Annotated in this window: 12 protein-coding genes and 1 tRNA gene; 12 read left to right on the forward strand and 1 reads right to left on the reverse strand. The window is 72.1% G+C overall.

The features are described 5' to 3' along the window. Positions 1-67 precede the first annotated feature (67 nt). From AB0M18_RS33750 to AB0M18_RS33775, 6 genes are all read left to right on the forward strand, one after another. Positions 68-1,705: an ABC transporter substrate-binding protein gene (locus AB0M18_RS33750; RefSeq protein WP_365764835.1), complete on the forward strand. Its 1,638-nt coding sequence runs from the start codon at positions 68-70 to the stop codon at positions 1,703-1,705. 86 nt (positions 1,706-1,791) lie between these two features. Further along, on the forward strand, positions 1,792-2,715 hold the full coding sequence (locus tag AB0M18_RS33755; protein ID WP_365764837.1) for an ABC transporter permease: 924 nt from the start codon (positions 1,792-1,794) through the stop codon (positions 2,713-2,715). Continuing rightward, entirely contained in the window at positions 2,708-3,733 is a 1,026-nt protein-coding gene (locus AB0M18_RS33760; protein WP_365764839.1) for an ABC transporter permease, read from the forward strand. Before AB0M18_RS33755 ends, AB0M18_RS33760 begins: the two co-directional genes overlap by 8 nt. A 15-nt stretch (positions 3,734-3,748) precedes the next feature. Further along, complete coding sequence (locus tag AB0M18_RS33765) at positions 3,749-4,759, forward strand: ABC transporter ATP-binding protein (RefSeq protein ID WP_365764857.1); 1,011 nt, start codon at positions 3,749-3,751, stop codon at positions 4,757-4,759. Then, a complete protein-coding gene (locus AB0M18_RS33770; RefSeq protein WP_365764841.1) occupies positions 4,752-5,804 on the forward strand; it encodes a dipeptide ABC transporter ATP-binding protein in 1,053 nt (350 codons plus the stop codon). The genes AB0M18_RS33765 and AB0M18_RS33770 overlap by 8 nt, the downstream gene beginning before the upstream one ends. Before the next feature lie 224 nt (positions 5,805-6,028). Further along, positions 6,029-7,000, forward strand: a complete 972-nt coding sequence (locus tag AB0M18_RS33775) for a hypothetical protein (protein WP_365764843.1) — start codon at positions 6,029-6,031, stop codon at positions 6,998-7,000. An 11-nt stretch (positions 7,001-7,011) separates the two neighbouring features. Here AB0M18_RS33775 and AB0M18_RS33780 read toward each other — a convergent pair whose 3' ends face one another. Next, a complete protein-coding gene (locus tag AB0M18_RS33780) occupies positions 7,012-9,210 on the reverse strand; it encodes a prolyl oligopeptidase family serine peptidase (protein WP_365764845.1) in 2,199 nt (732 codons plus the stop codon). Positions 9,211-9,378: 168 nt separating this feature from the next. On the opposite strand from AB0M18_RS33780, the gene AB0M18_RS33785 reads away from it, so the two are divergent. The 6 genes from AB0M18_RS33785 to AB0M18_RS33810 all read left to right on the forward strand — a co-directional run bounded on the left by AB0M18_RS33785 (position 9,379) and on the right by AB0M18_RS33810 (position 13,873). Then, positions 9,379-9,573 (forward strand): hypothetical protein, encoded by a 195-nt coding sequence (locus AB0M18_RS33785; RefSeq protein ID WP_345485825.1) that lies wholly within the window; start codon positions 9,379-9,381, stop codon positions 9,571-9,573. Between the two features lie 78 nt (positions 9,574-9,651). Further along, positions 9,652-10,632, forward strand: a complete 981-nt coding sequence (gene mshB, locus AB0M18_RS33790) for an N-acetyl-1-D-myo-inositol-2-amino-2-deoxy-alpha-D-glucopyranoside deacetylase (RefSeq protein WP_365764847.1) — start codon at positions 9,652-9,654, stop codon at positions 10,630-10,632. Beyond that, complete coding sequence (locus AB0M18_RS33795; protein ID WP_365764849.1) at positions 10,629-11,066, forward strand: DUF6113 family protein; 438 nt, start codon at positions 10,629-10,631, stop codon at positions 11,064-11,066. Before mshB ends, AB0M18_RS33795 begins: the two co-directional genes overlap by 4 nt. A gap of 174 nt (positions 11,067-11,240) precedes the next feature. Continuing rightward, on the forward strand, positions 11,241-13,352 hold the full coding sequence (locus tag AB0M18_RS33800) for a hypothetical protein (RefSeq protein WP_365764851.1): 2,112 nt from the start codon (positions 11,241-11,243) through the stop codon (positions 13,350-13,352). Positions 13,353-13,446: 94 nt separating this feature from the next. Continuing rightward, positions 13,447-13,782 (forward strand): hypothetical protein, encoded by a 336-nt coding sequence (locus AB0M18_RS33805; protein ID WP_365764853.1) that lies wholly within the window; start codon positions 13,447-13,449, stop codon positions 13,780-13,782. A gap of 15 nt (positions 13,783-13,797) precedes the next feature. After that, a tRNA-Trp gene (locus AB0M18_RS33810) sits at positions 13,798-13,873 on the forward strand. Positions 13,874-15,040: the final 1,167 nt, after the last annotated feature.

Here is a 15,040-nt window from a genome sequence, read left to right on the forward strand (position 1 = left end):
ATGCACTCTCCCGGCAAAGAGGTGATATTGGGGCCTAAGTAACAGTGAGGACATCGGGAGGCACTCCATGCGCGGAGCCACGCACGCCAAGTGGGCCGCTCTGGCCACCGCAGTCGCCCTCGCGGCGACCGCCTGTGGCGGTGGCGACGACGGCGGTGGGGGTGGCGGCGGTGGCGCCGAAGGGATCGTCAGCTCCTCCTGGGGCGACCCGCAGAACCCGTTGGAGCCGGCCAACACCAACGAGGTGCAGGGCGGCAAGGTGCTGTCCATGATCTTCCGCGGGCTCAAGCAGTACGACCCGAAGACCGGCGCGGCGAACAACATGCTCGCCGAGAAGATCGACACCACCGACTCGACCAACTTCACCATCACCGTCAAGAGCGGCTGGACCTTCTCCAACGGCGAGAAGGTCACCGCCAGGTCCTTCGTGGACGCCTGGAACTACGGCGCCAACCTGAAGAACAACCAGCGCAACGCGTTCTTCTTCGGCCAGATCGAGGGCTACGACCAGGTCCACCCCGAGTCCGGCGAGCCCACGGCCCAGACGATGTCCGGCCTGAAGGTGGTCGACGACCAGACCTTCACGGTCAAGCTGACCCAGAAGTTCTCCACCTGGCCCGACACCCTCGGCTACGCGGCCTTCTCGCCGCTGCCCCAGGCCTTCTTCACGGACCACGCCGCCTGGATCGCCAAGCCCGTCGGCAACGGCCCGTACACCATCCAGTCGTACGCCAAGGGCTCCCAGATGGAGCTCGTGAAGTGGGCCGACTACCCGGGCCCGGACAAGGCGCAGAACGGCGGCGTCACCCTCAAGGTGTACACCGACAACAACACCGCCTACACCGACCTGACGGCCGGCAACCTCGACCTCGTCGACGACGTGCCCGCCTCCCAGCTGAAGAACGTCCAGGCCGACCTCGGCGACCGGTACATCAACCAGCCCGCCGGCATCATCCAGACCCTCGCCTTCCCCTTCTACGACCCGGCCTGGAACAAGCCGGGCCAGGAGAAGCTGCGCACCGGCCTGTCGATGGCCATCGACCGCGAGCAGATCACCAAGACGATCTTCCAGAACACCCGCACCCCCGCCACCGACTGGACCTCCCCGGTGCTCGGCGAGGACGGCGGCTACAGCTCCACCCTCTGCGGCGACGCCTGCAAGTACAACGCCGCCGAGGCGAAGAAGCTGGTCGCCGAGGGCGGCGGCATCCCCGGCGGCACGATGAAGATCTCGTACAACGCCGACACCGGCTCCCACAAGGAGTGGGTGGACGCGGTCTGCAACTCCATCAACAAGGCCCTCGGAAACACCAAGGCCTGCGTCGGCAACCCCATCGGCACCTTCGCCGACTTCCGCAACCAGATCACCCAGTCCAAGATGCCGGGACCGTTCCGGGCCGGCTGGCAGATGGACTACCCGCTCATCCAGAACTTCCTCCAGCCGCTGTACTACACCGGCGCCTCGTCCAACGACGGCAAGTGGAGCAACGCCCAGTTCGACAAGCTGGTCGACCAGGCCAACGCGGAGACCGACCAGGCTAAGGCCGTCCAGACCTTCCAGCAGGCCGAGGAGGTGCTGCGGGACCAGATGGGCGCCATCCCGCTCTGGTACCAGAACGGCAGCGCCGGCTACTCGGAGCGCGTCTCCAACGTGACCCTGAACCCGTTCAGCGTGCCCGTCTACGAACAGATCAAGGTCGACTGACGCCGTAGCGGATCGGCGGCGTACGGCCCGGCCGGCGGCACCCCCGCGCCGGGCCGTACGCCTTCCCCCAACCCCCGGAGCCCCCCATGGGTCGTTATGTGATCCGGCGTCTGCTGCAGATGATCCCGGTCTTCTTCGGCGCCACGCTGCTGATCTTCCTGATGGTGAACGTGATGGGCGACCCCATCGCCGGCCTGTGCGGCGACCGGGCCTGCGACCCGGCGACCGCCGCCCAGCTGCGCAAGGAGTTCGGCCTCGACAAGCCCGTCTGGCAGCAATACCTGACCTACATGGGCAACGTCTTCACCGGCGACTTCGGCACCGCCTTCAACGGGCAGCCGGTCACCGAGCTGATGTCCACCGCCTTCCCGGTCACCATCCGGCTCACCATCGTCGCCATCTTCTTCGAGATCGTCATCGGCATCACCCTCGGCGTGCTCACCGGTCTCAAGCGCGGCCACCCCGTCGACACCTCGGTGCTGCTGCTCACCCTGGTCGTCCTCGCCATCCCGACCTTCGTCACCGGTCTGCTGGTCCAGCTGCTGCTCGGCGTCGAATGGGGCTGGATCGAACCGGCCGTCTCGCCCGAGGCGCCCTTCAACGAACTCATCGTCCCCGGCCTCGTCCTCGCGTCCGTGTCGCTCGCCTACGTCACCCGGCTCACCCGCACCTCGATCGCCGAGAACAAGCGCGCCGACTACGTCCGTACCGCGGTCGCCAAGGGCCTGCCGCGCCGCCGGGTCATCACCCGCCACCTGCTGCGCAACAGCCTCATCCCCGTGGTGACGTTCATCGGCGCCGACGTCGGCGCGCTCATGGGCGGCGCCATCGTCACCGAACGGATCTTCAACATCCACGGCGTCGGCTACCAGCTCTACCAGGGCATCGTCCGCCAGAACACCCAGACCGTGGTCGGCTTCGTGACCGTCCTCGTCCTGGTGTTCCTGATCGCCAACCTGCTGGTCGACCTCCTCTACGCCGTCCTTGACCCGAGGATTCGCTATGCCTGAGCCCGAGCCGTTTGAACCACTGGAGTCGTACGGCGAGGAAGGACGCGCCGTGGCCTCGACCGGCGCCGGAGGCGCGGCCGACTACGGCACCGCCGAGGCCGAGACCCTGGAGAAGAACCCCGAGCCGCCCGAGGAGACCGACCCCGGCAGCGCCGGCCCCGGCCCCGAGCAGAAGGCCCGCTCCCTCTGGTCCGACGCCTGGCACGACCTGCGCCGCAACCCGGTCTTCATCATCTCCGGCCTCGTCATCCTCTTCCTGGTGATCATCTCCATCTGGCCCCAGCTGATCGCCTCCGGAGACCCGCTCGACTGCGACCTGGCCAAGGCCCAGGAGGGCTCCCAGCCCGGCCATCCCTTCGGCTTCAACGGCCAGGGCTGCGACGTCTACACCCGGGTCGTCTACGGTGCCCGCACCTCCGTCACCGTCGGCGTCTGCGCCACCCTCGGCGTCGCGATCCTCGGCAGCATCCTCGGCGGACTCGCCGGCTTCTTCGGCGGCGGCTGGGACGGCGTCCTCTCCCGGATCACCGACGTCTTCTTCGCCATCCCCGTCGTCCTCGGCGGCCTCGTCTTCCTGTCCGTGGTGTCCAGTGCCACCGTCTGGCCCGTCATCGGCTTCATCGTGCTGCTCGGCTGGCCACAGGTCTCCCGCATCGCCCGCGGCTCCGTCATCACCGCCAAACAGAACGACTACGTGCAGGCCGCCCGGGCCCTCGGCGCCTCCAACTCCCGGATGCTGCTGCGCCACATCGCGCCCAACGCGGTCGCCCCCGTGATCGTCGTCGCGACCATCGCGCTCGGCACCTACGTCGCCCTGGAGGCGACCCTGTCGTACCTCGGCGTCGGCCTGAAACCGCCGACCGTCTCCTGGGGCATCGACATCTCCTCGGCCTCGCAGTACATCCGCAACGCCCCGCACATGCTGCTCTGGCCGGCCGGCGCGCTCGCCATCACGGTGCTCGCCTTCATCATGCTCGGCGACGCGGTGCGCGACGCCCTCGACCCCAAGCTGAGGTAGCCGCCCATGTCGACCATGCCGCCCATGCCGACCAAGGCGCCCAAGCTGCTCGAAGTGCGCGACCTGCACGTGGAGTTCCACACCCGCGACGGGGTGGCCAAGGCGGTCAACGGCGTCGACTACTCCGTCGACGCGGGGGAGACCCTGGCCGTGCTCGGCGAGTCCGGCTCCGGCAAGTCCGTCACCGCCCAGGCCGTCATGGGCATCCTCGACGTCCCCCCGGGGAAGATCACCGGCGGCGAGATCCGCTTCCAGGGCCAGGACCTGCTGAAGCTCAAGGAGGACGAGCGCAGGAAGGTCCGCGGCGCCAAGATGGCGATGATCTTCCAGGACGCGCTGTCCTCCCTCAACCCCGTGCTCAGCGTCGGCGAACAGCTCGGCGAGATGTTCGTGGTCCACAAGGGCATGTCGAAGAAGGACTCCCGCGCCCGGGCCGTCGAACTCATGGACCGGGTCCGCATCCCCGCCGCCAAGGAGCGCGTCGGCCAGTACCCGCACCAGTTCTCCGGCGGCATGCGCCAGCGCATCATGATCGCCATGGCGCTCGCCCTCGAACCCGAGCTGATCATCGCCGACGAGCCGACGACCGCGCTGGACGTCACCGTCCAGGCCCAGGTCATGGACCTGCTCGCCGAACTCCAGCGTGAGCTCAACATGGGCCTCATCCTCATCACCCACGACCTCGGCGTGGTCGCCGACGTCGCCGACAAGATCGCCGTGATGTACGCGGGCCGGATCGTCGAACAGGCCCCCGTCCACGAGATCTACAAGGCGCCCGCCCACCCCTACACCCGGGGTCTGCTCGACTCGATCCCGCGCCTGGACCAGAAGGGCCAGGAGCTGTACGCGATCAAGGGCCTGCCGCCCAACCTGCTCCACATCCCGCCCGGCTGCGCCTTCAACCCGCGCTGTCCGCTCGCCCAGGACGTGTGCCGCACCGACGAGCCGCCGCTGTACGACGTCACCGAATCGCCCGTACCGCGCACCAGCGCCTGCCACTTCTGGAAGGAGTGCCTCCATGGCTGAGGCGATTCTGCAGGTCCGCGACCTGCACAAGCACTACCCGCTGACCCAGGGCATCCTCTTCAAGAAGCAGGTCGGCGCGGTCCGGGCGGTCGACGGCGTCGACTTCGACCTCACCGCCGGCGAGACCCTCGGCATCGTCGGCGAGTCCGGCTGCGGCAAGTCGACCGTCGCGAAGATGCTGGTCAACCTGGAGCGGCCGACCTCCGGCACCATCAGGTACAAGGGCGAGGACATCACCAAGCTCTCCCCGCGCGCCCTCAAGGCGGTCCGCCGCAACATCCAGATGGTCTTCCAGGACCCGTACACCTCGCTCAACCCGCGCATGACGGTCGGCGACATCATCGGCGAGCCGTACGAGATCCACCCCGAGGTCGCGCCCAAGGGCGACCGGCGCCGCAAGGTGCAGGACCTGCTCGACGTCGTCGGCCTCAACCCCGAGTACATCAACCGCTACCCGCACCAGTTCTCCGGCGGCCAGCGCCAGCGCATCGGCATCGCCCGCGGCCTGGCCCTCCGGCCCGAGATCATCGTCGCCGACGAGCCGGTCTCCGCACTCGACGTGTCCGTGCAGGCCCAGGTCATCAACCTGCTCGACCGACTGCAGAACGAGTTCAGGCTGTCGTACGTCTTCATCGCGCACGACCTGTCGATCGTCCGGCACATCTCGGACCGGGTCGGCGTCATGTACCTGGGCCGGATCGTCGAGATCGGCACCGACGCCGAGATCTACGACCACCCCACCCACCCCTACACCCAGGCACTGCTCTCCGCCGTGCCCGTGCCGGACCCCGAGGCGCGCGAGCACCGCGAGCGCATCCTCCTCGCCGGCGACGTGCCCTCCCCGGCGAACATCCCCTCCGGCTGCCGCTTCCGCACCCGCTGCTGGAAGGCGCAGGAACGCTGCGAACTGGAGGTCCCGCTGCTCGCCGTCCCGGCGGTCTTCCGCCTCACGGACACCCCGGCCAAGCACGACTCGGCCTGCCACTTCGCGGAGGAGAAGCAGGTGGTGCCGCCGGAGGAGCCGCCGGCTCCGAAGACGCCGTAACAGTGCGGCAACACCGGGGAATCGGTTCCGATATACGGACGCGGGACGCTGAGGAACGTACGGCCGTGCGGGTGCCGTAGGCCGGCCGGGGCGGCGCATTCGGTGCCCCGACCGGCCGCCCCGCACCCCTCAAGGACCTCCGCACCGCCTTGACTTGACGCACACGCACCCCGCATATGCGGAACCGCTTGTTTCGGTCGATGGCGACCGTGAGTATCGGCCCCGTGACAGTGACACGAACGGCACGTCTCACCGGCGCCGCACTGTGCGCCGCACTCGCCCTCGTCACCCTCGTCTGGCTGCTGCGCGACCTCGCGACCTTCGGGCCCACCACCGAACTGCTCTGGTACTGGGCCGGCGACCACGGTTTCCGCCTCAAGGCCGCCGCGGCCACCACCCTCGTCGACCCGCTGCTGCTCGCCGCCTACGCGGTCACCGCCGGCGCCGCCCTGCGCTCCCCGCTCGCCGGCCCCGCGATGGCCGTCACCGGTCTCACCACCCTCGCCCTGCGCCTGCCCGGACTGTGGGCCTCCGGCGTCGAGGCCCTGGTCAGCACCATGATCGTGCTCGCCCTCGGCGGCGCGCTCCTGGTCACCGCCGCCGCCGGCCGCGAGCCCGCAGGCCGAGCCCCGGGCGACCCCGACGGCCCCGGCCACCCCGGCGCCCCCGGCCACCCCGGCGCCCCCGACCGTCCCCGTACCGGACCCGCCGTCACCGCCGGCGTCCTGTGCGCGCTCGCCGCGCTGATGTGGGCCGCCTGGGAGATCCGCTGGGCGACCCTGCTGCCCGTCGAGTACACCGTCGGCCGCTACACCGGCGGACGCTCCCTGCTCCTGCCCGCCCTCGCCGTCCCGCCCGGCTGGCTGAACGCCGTCCTCGTCCTGCTGCTCCTCGCCGCCGCCGGCAGCGCCTTCGCCCGCGCCCGCCACACCCGCCCGCTCGGCCTCCTCGCGGGCCTGCTGCTCGCGGGCGTCGGCGCGGGCGGCACGGCGGCCGCCCTGCGCCAGAACTGGCACACCTACGTGCCCGAGCAGGACGTCTACTCCCTGGCGTACGACATCGGCTGCGGCTTCGCCCTGCTCGCGGGCCTCACCGTGCTGCTCCTGCTCGCCCGCCCGGGCCGCCGCCGCTCCCCGTACCGTCCGGTCGCCGCCCTCCCCCCGGCCCCGCCCGCGCACCGCCCGCCCGGCTGGTGACCGGCCGGTGATCAGCGCAGACCCAGCGACCTCCGCAGGAAGTCCACCTGGAGCAGCAGCAGGTTCTCCGCCACCTGTTCCTGCGGCGTCATGTGCGTGACGCCCGACAGCGGCAGCACCTCGTGCGGGCGGCCCGCCGCGAGGAGGGCGGAGGAGAGCCGCAGCGTGTGGGCCATCACCACGTTGTCGTCGGCGAGCCCGTGCACGACCATCATCGGGCGGGCCGGCTCGCGCGGCTCCGTCAGACCGGTGTGGGACATCAGCGAGTTCGCCGTGTAGACGTCGGACTTCCCGCCGGACTTCTCGCCGGACTTCTTGTCGGCCTCCTCCTCGGCCTCAGCCTCGGGCAGGCCGAGATAGCGCTCGGTGTAGTGGGTGTCGTAGAGCCGCCAGTCCGTCACCGGAGCACCCACCACGGCCGCGTGGAACACATCCGGGCGGCGCAGCGCCGCCAGGCCCGCCAGATAGCCGCCGAAGGACCAGCCGCGGATCGCGACCCGGCCGAGGTCCAGAGGGAACCGCCCGGCCAGCGCGTGCAGCGCCTCGACCTGGTCGTCGAGGGTGAGCGTGAGGTCGCGGCTGATCGCCTTCTCCCAGGCGGGGGAGCGGCCCGGGGTGCCGCGCCCGTCGGCCACGATCACCGCGAAGCCCTGCTCGGCGAACCAGCGGGACGTCAGATGCGCGTTGTGGGCGGCGACCACCCGCTGCCCGTGCGGGCCGCCGTACGGGTCGAGGAGCACCGGCAGCGGCCCGTCCCCCTCCCGCCAGGACGAGGGCAGCAGCACGGCGCACGGGATGCGACGCTCGCCCGCCTCGACGAGCGTGAAGTCCGCGGACAGCACCGGCCGCTGGGCGTACGAGACGACCTCGGCGAGCCGCTTGCCGTCCCGCAGCACCCGTACGGTGCCGCCCGGCGCGTCCGGACGGGCCGAGGACAGCACGGTGACCGCGCCGGACCGCACCGCCGCGTGCACCCCGGGCGCCTCCGAGACCCGCTCCACGCCCTGTTCACCCACCCGGTACACATGGATCTCACCGGTCTCCGGAGCACCCTCGTCCTCCGCCGTCCCACCCGCCGACGCCGAGATCAGGACATCTTCCGCACCGACGTCGAGCACCGCCCGTACATGCAGCCGGGCGTCCGTCAGGGCCCGGTCGCCGACCACCAGGACCCGCGCCCCGTCCCGGTCCACGATCCGTACGAGCCGCCCGTCCGGCGTCCACGCCGGCACCCCGCCGTACAGCTCCAGCCACACCGGGTCCTCGTCCACCCGCAGCGTCTCGGTCGCGCCCGTCTCCGGATCGACCGTCAGACACGCCTGGCGACGCTGGTCCCGCGCCTGCACCTGGAGCAGCGGCGCGCCGCCGGACGACCAGTGCACCCGGGCCAGATAGGGGAAGGAGGCCCGGTCCCACAAGACCTCGGTGCGATTTCCGGTCAGATCCACGAGGAAGAGCCGGACCTCCGCGTTCGGCGTCCCCGCCGCGGGATACGCGACCGCCTGCGGTTCCCGCTCCGGATGCGCCGGATCCGCGATCCACCAGCGCCGTACGGGCGACTCGTCGACCCGCGCGACGAGCAGCCGGTCCGAGCCGGGCCCCCACCAGTAGCCCCGCGACCGGCCCATCTCCTCCGAGGCCACGAACTCCGCGAGGCCGTACACGACCCCGTCCTCCCCGGCCTCCGGCTCGGCGAGCGCCCGGTCACCGGTGCCGTCCGCCCCGGTCACCCGCAGCGCGCCGCCCGCCGCGTACGCCACCAGGCGCCCGTCCGGCGAGGGCCTGGGGTCCACCACGGGCCCCGGCACCGGCAGCTCGCGGGCCGTACCCGCCCGCAGCTCCGCCGTGAACAGGCGCCCGGAGAGCGCGAACGCCGCCAACTCCGCGGCCCCGTCCACCGCATAGCCCACGATCCCCGCCGAGCCCTCCCGGCTGCGCTCCCGCCGGGCCCGTTCCTCCGGCGACAACTCCTCGGCGGCGCCCCCGAGGAGCGTCTCCGGGTCCGCCGCGAGCCGCTCCGCCGGCCCGTCGGGCCCGTCCAGGTCGAGCACCCACAGCCGGTGCGCGCGGTCCGTACCCGAACCGGAGCGGACGAACACCACCCGGCCGCCGTCCGGCGCCACGGTGAACGCGCGCGGTGCGCCGAGGGTGAACCGCTGTGTCCTGGCGTACTGACGGGGGAACGAGACCTGCTCGTGAGACGAAGTCATGTGACCGAAACTAGCGTCCGTGCGCCCCCTCATGCCTCCGTACACCGATCGATGCGATGGCACGGATAGTTATGATCCGTAGCGCTAGGTGGGTATGCATCCATCAGGCACATGCCAACTGAACGTCCGACCGAACGTCCGACCGAAGAAGTGTGGAGGTGAACCGCCGTGGCACTCTCGATCTCGGTGGTGGTGCTGCTGGCGATCGTCGTCTTCCTGCTGATCCGGAAATCCGGACTCAAGGCCGGCCACGCGGCGGTCTGCGCGCTGCTCGGCTTCTATCTGGCGAGCTCGTCCATCGCCCCGTCCATCAGCACCCTCACCACGAACGTGGCGAGCATGATCGGCGGCCTCAAGTTCTGACCCGGGGTTCCGGCCCGAAGTTCTGACCTGCCGGTCTTTCCCCGGCCCCGTCTGGTGGGCGTCTCGTAGGGTGGGGCCATGACGGTTCTCCCAGCCCGTCGTCTGCTCCTGGTGCACGCGCACCCCGACGACGAGTCGATCAACAACGGCGCGACCATGGCCCGGTACGCGGCCGAGGGCGCCCTCGTGACCCTCGTGACCTGCACCCTGGGCGAGGAGGGCGAGGTCATCCCGCCCGAGCTCGCCCATCTGGCACCCGACCGGGAGGACCGGCTCGGCGAGTTCCGGGTCGGCGAACTCGCCGCCGCGATGAAGGAACTGGGCGTCACCGACCACCGCTTCCTCGGCGGCCCCGGCCGCTTCCGCGACTCCGGGATGATGGGCGCCGAGCAGAACCGCCGCCCCGGCGCCTTCTGGAACACCGAGGTCGACGAGGCCGCCCCGTACCTCGTCGAGGTGATCCGCGAGACCCGCCCGCAGGTCCTCGTCACCTACGACCCCGACGGCGGCTACGGCCACCCCGACCACATCCAGGCCCACCGGGTCGCCATGCGCGCCGCCGAGCTGGCCGCCGACCCCGGCTACCGGCCGGAGCTCGGCCCCGCCCACGCCGTCGCCAAGATCTACTGGAACCGGGTCCCCCGCCCGGTCGCCGAAGCCGGCTTCGCCCGCCTCGCCGCCGAGGGCTCCGTCTTCCCCGCCGACGCCGTGATCGGCGACGTGCCCGGCGTGGTCCCCGAGGACCGCATCACCGCCGAGATCGCGGGCGGGGACGCGGACGGGCACTCGTACGCCGGGCGCAAGAGCGCCGCCATGGCCGCCCACGCCACCCAAGTCGCCGTCGACGGGCCGTTCTTCGCGCTCTCCAACAACCTTGCCCAGCCGATCTTCACCACCGAGTACTACGAGCTGGTGCAGGGCACCTCCGGCGCGCCCGAGGGCACCCGTGAGACCGACCTCTTCGCGGGTATCGGGGGTATCGACGGCATTGCGGGTAGTGCGGGTAGTGCGGGAAGTGCGGGTGCCGCAGGTATCGAGGGCGGGGTGGCGGACGCATGACCGGACCCCGCAGCCGCGCCTCAGCCTCCGGGCCGACGCCCGCCCCCGCACCCCGGCCCGCCGCGGGACGGCCGTCCGGAGACCTCGCCCCCGGCGCCCGCTACGCCTGGTACGCGGTGCTCCTGGTCCTCGGCGTGCTCGTCGGCACCGCCGGCTCCCTCGTCCAAGCCGCCTGGTTCCCCCTCGGTCTGCTGCTCGCCCTGTTCGCCTCCGCAGCCCTCTTCTACGGGGCCCGGCGCGCCACCGGCAACCAGTTGGGCGTCGCCGCGGCCGGCGCCGGCTGGCTCGTCGCCATCGTCCTGCTCAGCTTCGGGCGCCCGGAAGGTGACGGTCTGTTCGGCGGCGGCATCGGCGAGATGGTCTTCCTGCTCGGCGGCATGGCCGTCGCTGTGATGTGCGCCACGATGAGCCGCATGGCCCGACCAGGCGTGTGAACAGGCCGACTTGACGCGAGAGTGTCTTGACTTCGGGCGTATTGGCCGTGGCGGATCCACGCCGGGTCGGGTGCGGATCGGCGGCGGCCAGTATGGTGGTGCGCGCCGCCGACCGCCCGGACCACCACGAGCATCAGCAAGAGCGGGCGGCGGAGCCAACCGGGAGATCCTGCTTTGAGTCGTGAAACTGGTCGAGAGACTGACAGTTCGTCCTCCGGCGCCCAGGGGCGCGGCGGGGCCGCGTACCCCTCGGGCACCCCGCCGTACGGTCTGCGCGGCGGACAGGAGGCGGACCCGGAGAACGGAACCGCCGCCGGGCCGCCCGAGGAGCCCAAGACCGAGACCACGCTGACCACGCGCATCCGGATCAACATCCCGGGTTCGCGGCCGATCCCGCCCGTGGTGGTCCGCAAGCCGGTCGGCGACGCGGACCGCGCGGCCGCCGGCGCCGCCGCCGCCGAGACCCCGGCCGAGCCGCCGCGGGCCGCCGAGCCGCCGCTGCCCACCAGGCCGGCCCAGGCCGCGGCCCGACCGGCACCCGCGCCCGCCCCCACGGCCGAACCGAAGCCCGCGGCCCCGGCCGACCCGGCCGCCGGCGCCGCCGAGGAGCGGCCGACCAGCAGCTGGTTCGCGCCGCGCAAGCCCTCCGCGGGCAAGCCGCCCGCCGAGCCCGCCCCGCAGGCGCCCGCCGCCCCGGCCCCTCAGGCCCCGGCCCCGGCGGCACCCGCCCCGGCCGCCCCCGGCTTCGCGGGCTCCGCCGGCGACGGCGTCCCGTCCGTGGGCAGCACCACCCAGAGCATGCCGGTGGTCACCCCGCTCACCGGCGGCCCCGCACCCACGCCGGCCGGCGGCACCCCGCGCTACGACGGTCCCGTCCCCGGCGACCCCTTCTACGGCAACGGCAACCCGCTCTACGACAACGGCCCCGGCCACACCCCGGCCGGCGGCACGCCCGTCGTCGACGCGGCCGCGCCCCCCGCCGGGCCGACCACCGGCCCCGTCACCGGCAGCAGCCCCGTCGTCGGTCCCGACCAGCGCCGCGGCGGCGCGCCGCGCCGGCCCATGGCGCCGCGGATGTCCGACGACACCGCGATCCTCACCCCGCAGCCCCCCGCGCCGACGCCGCCCGGCGGCCCGGGCAGCGGCCCGGGCGTCGGGGAGCCGGGCCACGGCCACGTCTCCGGCTCGACGCTCACCAGCGGCATGCCGGTCGTCCCGCCCGCCGGGCCCGACCTGACCCCGCGCATCCCCGAGCGCGCCGAGCCGGCCGCCCCGGCCGCCGCCGCGCCCCGGCCGACCCCGAAGCCCGCGCCGAAGCCCGCCCCCGCCCCCGCCAAGAAGGGCCGCTCCAAGCTGGTCCTCGCAGGCGTCGGCGTGGTCGGCCTGGCCGGCGTCGCCTACTGCGCGGGCCTGCTCCTCAACCACTCCGAGGTCCCCAAGGGCACGACCGTCCTCGGCGTCGACATCGGCGGCGGTACGAAGGAGGAGGGCGTCGCCAAGCTGGAGGCGTCCCTCGGCAAGCGCGCCCACGCCCCGCTCCAGCTCAACATCGGCGGCAGCAAGGCCGAGATCGCCCCGGACAAGGCGGGCCTCGCCCTGGACGCCCAGGCGACCGTCCGCGCCGCCGCGGGCAGCGACTACAACCCGGTCTCCGTCATCGGCTCCCTCTTCGGCGGTACGCGTGAGGCGAAGCCGGTCTTCCCGGTCGACGACGAGAAGCTGGCCGTCGCCCTCACGGACCTGGCCGGCACGTCCGGTTCGGTCACCGAGGGCACGATCCTCTTCGCCCCGAACAAGGTCACCGCGGTCGAGGGCAAGGCGGGCAAGGGCCTGGACATCCAGCGCTCGATGATCTCGGTCAAGGACGCCTACCGCTCCCAGGTCGAGACCGGCCGGCCCAACACCGTCGAGCTCCCCGTCGTCACCCGCCAGCCCAGCGTCACCAAGGACGAGCTGGACCGGGCGATGGAGGAGTTCGCCCAGCCGGCGATGTCCGACAAGATCACCATCAAGGCGGGCGCCAAGTCCATCGACTTCGGCCCGGCCCGGTCCCTGCCGAAGATCCTCTCCATGAAGGCCGTCGACGGCCGCCTGGTCGAGGTCTACAACAAGCAGGCGATCACCGAGCTCCTCGACGGCGTCTTCGACGGCATCATGATCACCAAGGCCGACGGCACCAAGCACCAGGTGAGCGCCGACGACGTCGCCTTCGTGATGCGCGACGCCCTGCGCGGCAAGACGAAGGCCGACCGGACGAAGACGATCGACCTGAGCGGCGAGGGCTGACGGCACCGAGGCCTCGCGTCTCTCGTACGAGGAGCCCCACCCGCCCCTGCGGGTGGGGCTCCGAGGCTTCTACCAGGAGTGGTTCTCGGTCCTCATGCCCAGGAAACGCCGCCGCGCCAAGGCCAAGCCGTCCATCCCGGTCCCCAAGGAAGTCATCCTGTTTCCCGGCCGAGGCCGGGACGGCCGGGGCTTCGCCCTCGTCGACCACAACAACGGGCTCTACTGTTGCGCGCTCCGCGACCTTCCAGGCGACACCCCGCTGTCCGAGGTGCAGGCCGCCGTGGACGCCAGTGTCCAGGACCTGGTCCGGGCCCTCCACGGCGTCGAGATCGCGTTGGCGTGGGAGCCGATGGACGACTCCGACTCCTGGCTCGGGCGGGTCACCACGACCGTCGGAAAGGACTCGCCTTCGGAGCCGCAGGACTTCTAAGCTGCGGGCGCGGGGCAGGGTCGTAGCGCAGAGGTCGACGCGCGCGGTCTCCAAAATCGCGAGGACGCCGGTTCGAATCCGGCCGCCCTGTTCCGTGCGGGTCTTGGGCCCAAGGGGCGCCCGTTGCGTGTCGGCTTCTGGTGTGGCCGCCCTCTCTCCGAGTGGGGCCCCCTCCACCACCGCGTCAAGGGCGCTCCCTTCGGTCGCGTCGCAAGCGATGGGCTGCGCCCACCCTTGACCCGGTGTCTCCGGGGGCCTTTGAACACTCGGAGGGCGGCCGGGGGCGGGGCCGCGCGGGGAGGCCCGGGTATCGGCCGGCCGCCGTGGGCGGATGGTGGGCCGGTGGTGGGTGGGCTCGGTTCGCGGTGGGGGCCGGCGGATCCGTATCCGCCGGTCGCGGGTGCGCGGAAGTGGAGTGGGGCGGCCGAGCCCGGTCCGGCGACCACGGGCGGTCTTCCGGCGGGGACTCATGCCCCGCTGGTCACCCCGGGTGGGTGGGGGGCGGTGTTCCGCCGGTCGTCCGTGCCGCCCAGCAGTTCCGGCAGGGTGATTCCCGAGTCGTCGGCCCGGCGGACCAGCGGTCGTGGGCCGACTCCCATAACGCGGCGAGCCGCACAGCCCACGGCAGCCGGTGGGTGATGGTCACCCCGCCGGGTCGCTCACGCACCCTGACCGGCGCAACTTCGCATGCCGGGGACATCCGCAGGCCGCCTCTGTCGCCACACGAGTCCCACTCGCGTCACTGAGGGCCGGGGATTCCCGACTTTGCATCGCCGGGTGGGGATCCGGGCGGCGGCTGGGCGGTCGAAGTCGGGAATCGCGAGGTGCGGGCCCTCACGGTTGCCTCTGGAGTCACACGGGCCCCTTCCGTCCCGCCGAGGTCGGGGATTCCCGACTTTGCATCGCGGTGTGGGCTTCGATCGGCCGGGGGCGCTGGGCCGTCGGCTCTGGTGTCACATGGACCCCTTCCGTCCCACCGGGGCCGGGGGATTCTGGGCCTTGTGTCGTCGGGCGGCTGTTGGGCGTGCAAAGTCGGGAATCGCGGTGGGGGATGGGAACCAGATCGCCTCACGAGTCCCACCCGCCCCAACTCGGCTGCGGATTGCGGACTTTGCACGCTGCGGTGACCAGCGGGGCATGAGTCCCGGCCGGAAGACGGCCGTCAGTCGCCGGGCCGAGCCCGGCCGCCCCATTTCACGCCCGCGCACCCCCAACGACGGACACGGCCCCACCCACCCCGAGAACAAGCCGAGCCCCC

It is taken from the genome of Streptomyces sp. NPDC051909, assembly GCF_040681095.1.
GTDB lineage: Bacteria > Actinomycetota > Actinomycetes > Streptomycetales > Streptomycetaceae > Streptomyces.